Source organism: Dyella sp. (genome assembly GCF_035486915.1).
Classification (GTDB): domain Bacteria; phylum Pseudomonadota; class Gammaproteobacteria; order Xanthomonadales; family Rhodanobacteraceae; genus Dyella_B.
The window spans coordinates 13,818-26,074 of the sequence record NZ_DATHMR010000102.1; the positions used below are offsets into that span (position 1 = coordinate 13,818).

Below are 12,257 nucleotides of genomic sequence, written 5' to 3' on the forward strand. Positions count from 1 at the left end.
AGGCGCCGAGGCGTCAATCGGCATGACCCTCTGCGTCAGGCCGTCATAGTGGGCGCCCCTTGCGCGTGCCCGGTGACATGCCCAGCACGTCGCCAGTTTGCTGGATGACCGGTGAAATTCCACATCGGGTCATGCTTGCTGCGCAAACCAAGGAGGCTGTAGAAGCCTGCCACTCATCGATCGCCTTATCGCGGCGATTATCACGATGAGAATATTGCGAATAATTCTCATTAATAATCATGATTCATGGTAGCGAGCGGCTGTATTCGCCCTCCACATGAGAATTTTTCTTTACGCAAGCTTGAAGACAGCCACGTGTTCACAGAGCGGCATCGCTATGCGGGACAGATGTTGCGTCGCATTTGGTCCGCGGTTTTTGTGCATTTTGCCAGCGATAGCGACTCGCGTTGCTTATCGTTCTTCACGCATCGTGAGAACTTGCCAGGCGTGCATCGCCATGCCGAACAGGCGCATCTAAGAGCGACAACGCGGTGGCATGCTCTTTGCCTTATTCCCAGTCAATCCGACAGACATAAACAACCACAGTGGGACGATCTGCCAAATCGTCCGGAAAGTACGGGCAAACGAGGAGACGAAGAAAATCATGTTGACAGCCACGCGACCCGATATGCAGTAGACCCACGGTAATGGGCGCATGACGACGCTTGTGCGTACATGGATCGAAGCTGACACGGATAGCGGTTCGATGAGTACGCATCGACGACGCCACCCATCACCAGGACCTCATGATGCAGCTAAACATCGAGACACTGTCGTTTATCAATGGCGGCCAGGCCCTGGTGCTTGCGCTGATGCTTTGGTACGGCACTCACGATGGCAGTCCTCATGCATTGAATGGGCTGCGCCTTCGTGCTGCTGCGTTACTTCTGGAAGCCGTTGCTGCGTTTCTTCTTGCAGCGTCTCAATGGATTTCTCCGCTCGTACTTTTGTTGGTGGCCAATACCTGCAACCTCGCCGGTCAGGCGATGACGATTGTCGCCCTGCGCATGCTGTTGAAGCGGCCGTTGCGATGGCGCACCGCGCTGTTGTTGGGCGTTGCGGGCTGGCTTGGCGTTACATGGTTGAGCACGGCCCATCCCAACTATCTTCTGCGCGTGATGTTTGGCTCCATCATCATCGCCTGCAATACAGGATTGAACATCCAGGCACTATGGGGCGGATGTCGCAAGCGCGAGACGCGCGCGCAGTGTCTGTTGCTGTGGACATACTTCCTGGCAATCGCACTGTTGATATGGCGCAACGGCTCGCTGCTGATTCTGTCGACGCCTCCGCAAGGCATCAGCTCCCCGTCGCCAGTGAATGTGATCTACGTGCTGATGCTCGGCATCCAGCCCTTGCTGGCGAGCGTCGGCTTTCTGCTGCTTTACAACGAGATTCTTCAGCGCGAGCTCTATGAGCTTGCGCGCATCGACCCGCTCACCGGCGTCATCAATCGGCTTGGGTTATTGGAAGCATCGCAAGTCCTGCTCGAACAAGCGCGCGCAAAGCAGGAGTCGATTGGCGTGCTGCTTATCGATGCCGATCACTTCAAGAGCATCAACGATCGCTTCGGTCATGACGACGGCGATCGGGTGCTGCTGGAACTTGTCGCCAACATCCGCTGCATGCTACGCGGAGGAGATATGGTTGGACGCGTCGGCGGCGAGGAATTTCTCGTGCTGTCTCCTTCCGTCAAGGCACCCGATTTGTTGGCGCTCGCCGAGCGCATTCGCTCGGCGATCGAGCGAACGTCGTTCCACATCGCCGGACAGGCTTATGCGCTCACCGTGTCCATCGGTGCGGCCATTGCCGAAGCGCACGAACCGGACATGATGGCTGCTCGGCGACGAGCCGACGTTGCGCTTTACGATGCTAAACGCGCTGGCCGCAATTGCGTGATGATTGCGGCGCAATAGTCGCTGATAGGGTGAACCGCAAGCGATTCCTTACGCGCACGCTTGACGCCATTTATGGCAGCTCGGAACGGTCATCCGCCCGCCTGGATTGCCCTCACCAATGCACCGACGTCCTTCACTACGTTGGGCTGGTCGTTGGGATTGATCGGATGCGGCTCGAAAGTGGGGTTTGTGGATGGCGGTGTCACTCTTACGAAAGGCATGAGCAGATACATGGGTACGCGACGCGGATCGCCGTTCTCTGCCTGTTTCTGGAACATGCCCGCAAACGGATTGGGTTGCGTTGCAAACGCCCGCTCATCCCTCCAGATACTGGCATCGGTCGTGGCGACCTCCGAGGGGAGCCTCAGATTCAGCGGTTGATGAACTGACGGTGCTGATGCGGTTTGTGAATCGCTCGCCTTTGCTGACGAGACGCTTGCGTTCTGAGCGCAAATCTGTCCGCTTGATGCAAGACCGACCAACCATAATGCGAAGACTGCGGTTTTGCTTCCCATGCCACTCTCCGTCGATGCATTCCATGTTTCCCGCGTGATGCATTATGCAGCGCAGCCACGCCCCATGCCCGATCATCATAAACGCAATCTTTTGCGAGCGCCTGACTGGCCGGTTACCTACGCGTCAACGGCACTATCGGGCACCCGTTTTATCTATTGGCGAGAGCTTTTTCACCGGCCTCGCTCCCCTGCAGCAGGACATATGACGCGCTCCGATGCCGGGCGCTACACTGAAATTGCCGGGGTAACGGTTTCTTGTACAAAACAGCGAGCGAGCATCACCACGCATGAGCCTGTACGACCTGTTAGCCAACGCAGTACGCCGCCTCTACGATGCGCGCATCGACACGCCCCCGGTATTGGAGACCGGTACATACTTTCCAGGTGCAGCACGGTTTATTTCGGCATGGCTGGAGATTCGCGACGAAGCGCTTGCGCTTTCCGGCCGCATGCAATCGATACCGCGTTTCCATGAAATCATGCCGGCGCAGGCGGATATTTCGGCGAACGATGGAAAAGATTGGCGCCTGTTCGTCCTGAAGGTATACGGCGCCGAAGTCGACAAGAACATGGCGGCATGCCCCAAGCTCGCCGAGTTGGTGTCCTCGACACCCGACGTCCTTTCCGCTTCGCTGTCGTTTCTCGCACCCCGAAAACATATTCCACGACATCGCGGTCCGTTTCGCGGTGTGCTGCGTTATCAGCTGGGTCTTTCGGTTCCCCTCGATGCGCAAGGACGGCCCGCTGCCGTGCTGGCACTCAACGATGTGGAACATCGCGTGGGCGATGGTCAGCAGCTGCTGTGGGACGACACGTATCCGCACGAGGTGTGGAACAACAGCGATCAGATGCGCCTTGTGCTGCTGCTCGATGTGCGTCGTCCTCATATGCCTTTCGATTTGCGCGTGCTTTCGCACGCATTGATTGCATCGGTGGGCATGGTCGCTCGCGTCCGCGGCTTGGCTTGATCGTCGCAACGACGAGCACTTGGATGTGAAGAACGGTCGGATCGCCTGACGCAACCGGTTGTTTCGTTTCCGTTATCCGTAAAGCGGCGTGCCTGCGTCGAACGCGGGGGCAAATTCCCTTTTCCCATAACAAAGCGCCGGTTGCGAACGTTTCGGCTACCGCGCCGTGCGGCACTTTCCTTAGCGTCGGCACCGAAATATGAGATGCCGCGCACGCTTTTTTGCTGAACGCGTGCAAGCCTCGTGAAGGTTTGTCGTTTGGACGGCCATTTATCGCGATCGTCTTCATGATGTGTAAGCAGGATGTAACAGTATTTATTTGCGAAAAGCACTGGACTAGGCGACCGCACCGGGCGCACCATCGACGTCCCCGGTACGCAAGCGGGGAGAAGTGGGAGCCCAATCGAGTCAACGGAATCGCGGCGCGAGTGGCTGCGTCGGGCCTATGCGGCGGTTCGCTGATTTTCTAGTACTTACATGCAGAGAGGTAGTAGCGCGACGATACGAAGTTCAGTTGGCCAATCAATCCATCACAGGGGGACTCGCTTTTTTCATCCATAGGGAGAGAAACGTGAAAACCGAGCATGTGATGAGAGGTTTATCGATCGCCGCAGCTGTTGCCGCGCTACCCTCGATTGCCCTGGCTTCAAATGCAAGTTCTGCGCTGGCCGGTCTCAATACGACCGAAGCGCCCCGTGTAACGCAAACCGTCGACAACCGCGTGGTTTCCACGCTTGGCAATACCCATCTATCGCTTATCGGCTCATCGGTAGTCAGCGGCGCCGTCGCGGACTCCACACCGATGAATCACATGCAACTGATTCTTCAACGCAGTGCGCTACGCACGGCGGCATTGGAATCGCTTACCGACGCGCTACACGATCCGTCGTCGGCGAAGTTTCATCAGTGGATAACACCGGAACAATTCGGCACGAGCTTCGGCGTGGCCGACGCAGACATCGGCGCGGTGAAGACGTGGCTGCAATCGCAAGGCTTCACTGTCAATGGCGTGTATCCGAACAAGATGCAGATCGATTTCAGCGGCACGGCTGGACAAGTCAGGCAGGCGTTCCGCACGCAGGAAAATCACTACATCGTCAATCATGTCAGTCACATCGCCAACGCTGGCGATATCAGCGTCCCTGCAGCGCTGAGCAGCGTGATCGTCGGCGTTGCCGGCCTCAACGACTTCCGGCCGCAACCTCTGCATGTGGCACCGCAGGTAGCGCAATTCAGCAAATCGTCGAACAACTTCAAGATCCAACAGCCGGCAAGTAGCAAAGCCGGTACGCCGGGTAATCCGATGGTTAACTTCACTGGCGGAGTACGCGGATTCGTCCCCTACGACATGCAAACGATTTACAACACAAGCTCGTTGTATACGAGCGGCTTTACCGGCGCGGGCATCACGATTGCAGTGGTCGAGGATCAGGATATGGATCCGACCGACTGGCCCAACTTCGTCAGCCAGTTTGGCCTTGGCAGTTACGGCGGCACGTTTACTCAATTCCAGCCGCAGTTGACCCCAAGTACGGGCAACTGTACCGATCCAGGCGGTGCCAATGCCGATGAGGAAAGCATCGAGACGGTGCTGGATTCGGAGTATTCCACGGCTATGGCACCGGGTGCCGCGATCTGGGTTGCGACATGCGCCGATTCAGATTCGTCGAACTTTTTCGGCGGCGTTTTCACCGCGGCGGATAATCTGATCAACAACACGAATGCCGCAGGCAGACCGAATGTCATCAGCGCCAGTTACGGCTACGGTGAAGGCTTTACCGATACCCCAAGCAAGACCGCTATCGATCTGATGTGGGCACAGGCAGATGCCGAAGGCATTTCGGTATTCGTGTCGACGGGCGATTCCGGTTCGAACCCGAGCTTCAATGGCTTCGTCATCAACGATGCTGGCATCGATGCCAACTCGTTGGCTACGTCGCCAAACGATACGGGCGTGGGTGGATCGGACACCGCCGATATTCTCGACGGCACCACTAAGAAGTACTTCAACAGCACGCCGAATGCGGTATACGGTACGGCGAAATCCTACGTGCCGGAGATCACCTGGAACACCTCTTGCGGTAATACGGTAGCCGCCCAAAATCTCGTCGGCCTGACGGCGTTGAAGTTCTGCAAGAACGCGTTGATCTACGACCCCAACGGCTACTACGTAACCTCTGAAAGTGGAAGTGGTGGTCCATCATCCGTCGACGCAAAACCGTCCTGGCAACGCGTCGTGCATGGTGCCCCCAAAGACTTGTCGCGCGACCTGCCGGACGTTTCGCTGTTCGGTGGTTCGTATGGCGGGTATTCGTGGGTGATTCTCTGCACGGGTCTGTATCCGTGCACACCTAACTTTGCCTCGCCAGTAGAACTGGTCGCCGGCACATCACTGTCTTCACCGATGTTTGCGGGTATCCAGGCGTTGCTCGACCAAGGTCTGTACGCCGCTGGATCGTGGTCGCCCAATCAGGGCAATGCCGCACCGACGCTGTACGAGCTTGCACGCAATGAGTACGGCGGTGCAACGGGATCGGCGCCTTCTACGCTCGCGCAATGCGATTCCGATAACGGCACCAAGGGAACCAGCAAGTGCGTGTTCTACAACATCACGGCTGGCGGCAATTCCACACAGTGCATACAAGTGACAGAATTCGCGCAAGTCACGCCCGATTGCTACTTCTACGGAACGATCCAGAACTATCTTGAAGCCTACGGTCCGACATTGGTGGGACTGACCTCAACCAGTGCGACGAAGTACAACAGCAACACCGCTGCATTTTCCTCACAGGCTGGCTGGAGTTTCGCAAACGGTCTGGGTTCGGTAAATGCCAACAACCTGTACTCGGCCTGGAAGAAATTCATGGGCCTGCCGTAATCGGCTGAGTTTTGTGTTCTGTCCCCTGGCAGCGCCAGCTGCCGGGGGATTTTTATGTCGATCGCAACGTTCGGATATTACGTTCTTCAACGAAACGTGCATGCTGACCATGGGATAAGCTCTTTTATCCCCTCCCCGTGGTACGAATTTTAAGTGGATCAGCCATCGGCCCGTCATAGCGTTGCTCGAGTAACGACCGCCGCGAGTTTCGGTTTTGCATTGGTGCAGCTGGATGTCACCATCGTGAACGTTGCTCTGCCGCGTATTGCCACGGATTTGCACACCGGTGTCGCGGGCCTGCAGTGGGTGGTTGATGCTTACGCGCTGGCGTTTGCGGTGCTGTTGCTCAGTCTTGGTTATCTGGGCGATAGACTTGGCGCGCGCAAAGTCTTTCTCGGCGGCATGCTGGCGTTTGCGCTTGCCTCCGTGTTGTGTGGCTGCGCCACAAATGCGGCGATGCTGATTGTCGGACGTATGCTGCAGGGTGTTGGCGCCGCCGCGATGCTGCCGTGCTCGCTGGCTTTGCTCAGTCATGCCACGGCACACGAACATGCATTGCGAGCACGCGCTGTCGGCTGGTGGACCGCAGCTGGAAGCATTTCGATTGCAGCCGGGCCGATTATCGGCGGCGTGCTGATGAGCATGACTACATGGCGCAGTATTTTCTTCGTCAACGTACCGGTTTGCGCGGTTGGTATATGGCTCGCGCTGCGCGTGCCGGAATCGGAACTCAAAACCAAGCGTGGGCGTTTCGATCTACCCGGACAATTGCTGGCGATCCTCGCATTGACGGGATTGACGATGACGGTGATTGAAGTTCACCCGCTGGGCGTGATGCATCCTTTGGTGCTCGCTTGCATCGCCGCCGTGCTTGTCGCGACTCCCTTGTTCTTGTGGGTCGAATCACGCAGCGCCGCACCGATGTTGCCGCTGCGATTTTTCAAGGCACCCGGTTTCGGTGTCGCCGTGATCTACGGTGTCGTCGTCAACATGACGTATTACGGCGTCGTGTTTCTGTTGAGCCTGTATCTTCAGCGCGTGCATGGCTACAGCGCCTTGCGCACCGGACTTGCGTACCTGCCGCTCACCGCCACGTTTTTCGGGGTAAATATATTCAGCGGCTGGCTGGTGGGTCGCATGGGCGCGCGCTGGCCCATGGTGCTTGGGGCGCTGATCGATGGTGCAGGCTTTGCGCTCTTTCTGCTGCTGGGCGCATCGAGTCCCTATTTATTGATGTTGCCGGCATTCGCACTGCTGCCTGCCGGCATGGGGCTGGGCGTTCCGGCCATGACGACCACGGTGCTGTCGGCAGTGGAAAAGCATGCGGCGGGCACCGCGTCGGGTGTGCTTAACGCAGCGCGTCAGGCCGCCGGTGCCGTGGGTGTCGCATTATTCGGTGCACTGGCGGGCGATCGCAACGATCTGATCGTTGGTGGCCTTCATACTTCGGCCATCATTTCTGTTGCGTTGTTGCTTGTTGCTGCGATGCTCGCGTTTATTTACATCTCCTCCGCGCATCCGGCTGCGCCGCATCGATCCAAGTAGGAGCTGCGGCTTTAGCGAGATAGGCAAGTGCGGCCGGCGACGTTTTCTCTTCCGTCACCATGCCGATGTAGCCGTCGGGACGAATGATCACCAGCGTGTCGTTGTGGATGTCGTAGTTGCGTGCGGCGTGCTTTGCCTGGTCATGCCATCCCGGCACCGCATCGCTTTCTTCAGATTCGCGAATGACGAAGCTTTTAACTGTGTCTCCGTGGTGTTCTTGGATGTCGGCGATCACGCTGTCCCAACCTTCTCCGAACGCGAGTAGGGTGATGTGCGTGCCGCGAATCAGATCGAACAGGCGATGCGTTTCGCCGTTCATCTGTAAACCCGGTGCATCCGGCGCGCGATCGCCGGCCTGGATCTTGCCGGCATTCGTTCGCAAATCCTGCGCCAGCCGATGTCCGCGGTAGTTGATGCCCAGCTGGAACGTTTCGGCACCGCGCGGTCCGGCGATGTGTTTTGCTTTTACTGCTTGCGCCAACAGCGCGTTGGAGATGCCAAGCACCCATGCCGCGACGGGTAATCGTTCTTCCTCATAGGTATCCAACAGTGCGGCATCGGCGCCTGCGACGACGGCAGCGAGTTTCCAGCCAAGGTTGTACGCGTCCTGGATGCCGGTATTCATGCCCTGCCCACCTGCGGGCGAATGCACATGCGCCGCATCGCCGGCGAGGAAAGCACGACCGACGCGATAACGATCGACCATGCGAACGTTCGCGCGCCAAAACGACATCCACGTGGCGTCATGCAGACGGATGTCGCTGCCTTTCGTGCGCCTATCCAGAATTTCCTGGAATACCTGTAACGATGGTTCGGTCGGTGCATCCGGACTCAACGATGCCTGGAATTGAAACGTATCCGTGCCGGGCAGCGGTGCAAGCGCGACGACGCCGTCCTCGCTGCGCCACGCATGCCAGAACTCACGATCGATGCCGGTAGCTCTGACGTCGCCGACGAACATGCGATGTGTTTCGAGCGTTTCGCCAATGAAATCGACGCCCAGCATGCGACGCGTTTTGCTTCGCCCTCCATCGCATGCGACCAGCCAGTTTGCGCGCACCGTTTGCGCTGTGCCGTTGCGCATCAGCGTCGCGGTGACGCCCGTTTCGTCCTGCACGAGATCTTCGAGCGATGTCGCCAGTTCCACGCGTCCGCCCCATTGGGCCAGTCGCTCGCGCAGAATGGTCTCGACGCGCCACTGGGGAATCATCAGCGGCGAACCATAAGGCGCGGCGGACGTAGGCTGCTGTCCTTCATAGAGATCGTGATCCTCGATGCTGCCGTCGACATCGTGAAAGCGCATCGGCACGTGGAAGCGGCCGCCAGCCAGGATGCGGTCCACCACCCCCAAGTCATCGAATACTTCCAGCGAACGGGGTTGCAGCCCTTTGCCACGGGAGGCGACCGATGGCTGCGGCAGCGCATCGATCAGGCGAAAAGCCACGTTCCGGCGCGCCAGTTCGCAGGCCAGAACGAGGCCTGTTGGGCCGGCGCCGGCGATCAGGACATCTATAGATGTGTTGGGGCTCATGGCGCTCACCTCTCTAACGTTGTTAGGGAGTATTCTATAACACGGTTAGAGACCTCTTACAACGTTAGAGAACGGACGGAGACACTGGAATGCGGGTAGGTCGGGAGCCAGTGGTGCGCGCGGGCCTGAAATTGCTGGACGAAGGCGGTCTGGAGGGCCTCACGCTGCGGGCGATTGCCGCAGAACTGGGCGTCAGGGCGCCCACGCTCTACTGGCGCTTCAAAAACAAGCAGGACCTGGTGGATGAAATGGCCAGCTACGTGCTGGTTGAATCGACCAAGGCGCTGGAAGCCCATCCTCAACCCGCGACTTGGCAGGCATGGGTGCTGGCTTACGCACATGGCCTGCGCAACACCTTGTTGCGCTACCGCGACGGCGCGCGGATGGTTTCAGGCTCCCGCCTGACCGATACGCGTGTGTACGCCTCGATGGAACGCGCATTGGAAATGTTTCAAAGCAATGGGATTGCGCCTTCCGATGCCGCGATGTGCCTGGCGACGATGTACAGCTATGTCATCGGCTTCACCATCGAACAGCAGGCGGTGCTGTCGCCCAAAGGGGAGCGCGATCCGCGTTATGCGCTCTCAACGCGCGAAGAGAGGGTGGATGCCGCGCGCTATCCGCTGTCGCGCAGCATCGGCCCGGATGTATTCGACAATTATGACGAGCGCTTCGAACGCGGCGTGCACGTTATTACGACTGGTTTCGCGCAGGAATTGGCGGTCTAGACGAGCTATGCCTGCGCGACTAGGGATCGCCACGGCACTGTAACCTGCACGCATCAACCTGCCCGCACTGCCGAATCGGCTGCTGCGGGTGGGTTTTGTGTCGTTTCTATCGGATCTTCGTCGCCACCCCATGGCGATCAATCTTCTGGCCGGTTCGGCGGCATTTCTGGCCTATGCGTCGATGTACGCCTTTCGCAAGCCGTTTACGGCGGCGTCATTCGAAGGTATGCATGTCGCCGGCATCGATTACAAAGTGTGGCTGGTGATCGCGCAGGTGATGGGTTACATGCTGAGCAAGGTGCGCGGCATCACCTGGATTGCGGAAATACAGCGCCAAAGGCGTGCGCGCACGCTCGCGGGATTGATTGGTTTTTCGTGGCTGGCGCTGCTTGGCTTCGCGTCGATTCCTGCACCGTGGAATATCCCGTTCCTGTTTCTCAACGGATTGCCGCTGGGCATGGTGTGGGGCGTGATCTTCGGTTATCTGGAAGGCCGGCGCGGCACGGAGATGATGGGTGCACTGATGTGCGCCAGCTTTATCGTGGGTTCGGGCGTGGTGAAAACCGTGGGTACCTGGCTGATGGTGCGTTGGCACGTCAGCGAGTTCTGGATGCCATTCGCCACGGGCATGTTGTTCATTGCGCCGTTGTGTCTAGCTACATGGATTCTGGAACACTTACCCGCGCCGGATGCTGCAGACATTGCCGCGCGCAATACGCGTGTGCCGATGGACGCCGCCACGCGCCGCGCGTTTCTCGCGCGTTTTCTGCCGGGCATTGCGATGATCGTGATGGCTTACGTTGCGCTCACCGTCACGCGCGATTTCCGCGATAACTTCGCCGCCGAAATCTGGAGCGATCTGGGCCGTGGCGGCGACGCATCTGTATTCACCGAAACGGAAGTGCCGATTGCGATTGCCGTATTGATCCTCACTGCGTTGACGATGTTTGTGCGCGACAACCTGAAGGCACTGATGCTCAATCACGTATTGATTTTCGGCGGCTTTGCGATCGCCGTATTGTCGACGTGGATGCACAGCCGCGGATTGATCGACCCGGTGGGCTGGATCGGTCTGAGCGGTTTTGGTTTATATCTCGCGTACGTCCCCTATAACGCCACGTTCTTCGAACGCATGCTGGCGACGTTTCGCGTAACGGGCAACGTCGGTTTCATCATGTACATCGCCGACAGCAGCGGTTACATGGGGAGCGTCGTGGTGATTCTGGTGAAGGAATTCGGCGGCATGCATCTGTCGTGGGCATCGTTCTACGCCGACACGGTGATGACGCTGTCGGGCATCGGCATGCTGATCACGTTGGTCTCTGCGTTGTATTTCCACGACAAAGCGCGGCGTGCGAAAGCACCTTCGGCGGTACCCGCCGCGGCGTGATGCGTTTACGCGGTAACGATCAATCCGGATAGTCGAGCTTCGGATACCAGTTCGTGCCACGCCCTTCGGGCGTCATATCGAACACGCCCCACATCGGCATTGGGTCGGGGGCGCCTCGCGGGTCCTGACCGGGGTCTGCGGTGGCCTCGCCCATCTCCAGGCTCCAGAAGTGGCGTATCGTGCCGTCGCGGCGCGTGAATACGTGGAAGGCCGGTATGTCGCTGCCGTCTTTGTCGATACCGCCGTAGTCGCGAATGAAGTTGCCGTTGTTGTCGGAATACAAAGGCAGATATCGCCAGTGGCGCTCTTTCTTGAAAGCGACAAGACGATCGATAGGCGCGCCGGCAACGACGGCCATTGCGACGCGTTGCTGCATGTCGCGCGCTTCGCCTTCCCACGAACTGAGCATCGCCGTGCACATCGGGCAAGGCCGCTCACGTTTTGCGCCGAACATGTAGCAGTACAGGACGAGCGTCTGCTTGTCGCCGAATAGAGCCGCGAAATCGGCCGGTCCGTTTTCGCCTTCGAAGCGATAGTCGCCGATCACCTCGCCCCCCGGCGGCAACGCCCGGCGTTGCTCGGCGACACGTTCGATGTGGCGGCGCAACTCTATTTCCTCGCGCAGAAGTTCGTCGCGCGCACGACGATATTCGGGGCTTTCGTTGGGGATGCGTACACCGTTGCGTTTCACCAGCTCGGCGGCGGGGGTGAGCTTGTCGGTTTGGGCCATGGTCGATCTCCGATGAAAAAGGCCGGTTACCTGAACGACGAACGGGGCCGTGTGGAATCGACACCGCGGCAAAG

General features: G+C 58.6%; 8 protein-coding genes. 6 read left to right on the plus strand and 2 right to left on the minus strand.

Going from position 1 to position 12,257, the window contains the following annotated elements; translation table 11 throughout:
* Positions 1–746 precede the first annotated feature (746 nt).
* From VK725_RS08155 to VK725_RS08170, 4 genes are all read left to right on the plus strand, one after another.
* The gene (locus VK725_RS08155) at positions 747–1,916 is read left to right on the plus strand and encodes a GGDEF domain-containing protein (protein WP_325317564.1); all 1,170 of its coding nucleotides are present in this window, start codon (positions 747–749) and stop codon (positions 1,914–1,916) included.
* Between the two features lie 784 nt (positions 1,917–2,700).
* Positions 2,701–3,381, plus strand: a complete 681-nt coding sequence (locus VK725_RS08160; protein WP_325317565.1) for an aspartyl/asparaginyl beta-hydroxylase domain-containing protein — start codon at positions 2,701–2,703, stop codon at positions 3,379–3,381.
* Positions 3,382–3,952: 571 nt separating this feature from the next.
* The gene (locus VK725_RS08165; RefSeq protein ID WP_325317566.1) at positions 3,953–6,259 is read left to right on the plus strand and encodes a S53 family peptidase; all 2,307 of its coding nucleotides are present in this window, start codon (positions 3,953–3,955) and stop codon (positions 6,257–6,259) included.
* 153 nt (positions 6,260–6,412) lie between these two features.
* Entirely contained in the window at positions 6,413–7,804 is a 1,392-nt protein-coding gene (locus VK725_RS08170) for an MFS transporter (protein WP_325317567.1), read from the plus strand.
* On the opposite strand, the gene VK725_RS08175 is transcribed toward VK725_RS08170, so the two are convergent.
* Positions 7,755–9,335, minus strand: a complete 1,581-nt coding sequence (locus tag VK725_RS08175) for an FAD-dependent monooxygenase (RefSeq protein WP_325317568.1) — start codon at positions 9,333–9,335, stop codon at positions 7,755–7,757. The two genes, VK725_RS08170 and VK725_RS08175, sit on opposite strands and share 50 nt — an antisense overlap.
* An 89-nt stretch (positions 9,336–9,424) precedes the next feature.
* On the opposite strand from VK725_RS08175, the gene VK725_RS08180 reads away from it, so the two are divergent.
* Together VK725_RS08180 and VK725_RS08185 are read left to right on the plus strand one after the other, a co-directional pair.
* On the plus strand, positions 9,425–10,063 hold the full coding sequence (locus VK725_RS08180; protein ID WP_325317569.1) for a TetR/AcrR family transcriptional regulator C-terminal domain-containing protein: 639 nt from the start codon (positions 9,425–9,427) through the stop codon (positions 10,061–10,063).
* 97 nt (positions 10,064–10,160) lie between these two features.
* On the plus strand, positions 10,161–11,453 hold the full coding sequence (locus VK725_RS08185) for a DUF5690 family protein (RefSeq protein ID WP_325317570.1): 1,293 nt from the start codon (positions 10,161–10,163) through the stop codon (positions 11,451–11,453).
* Between the two features lie 19 nt (positions 11,454–11,472).
* On the opposite strand, the gene VK725_RS08190 is transcribed toward VK725_RS08185, so the two are convergent.
* The gene (locus tag VK725_RS08190; RefSeq protein WP_325317571.1) at positions 11,473–12,183 is read right to left on the minus strand and encodes a DUF899 family protein; all 711 of its coding nucleotides are present in this window, start codon (positions 12,181–12,183) and stop codon (positions 11,473–11,475) included.
* Positions 12,184–12,257 lie beyond the last annotated feature (74 nt).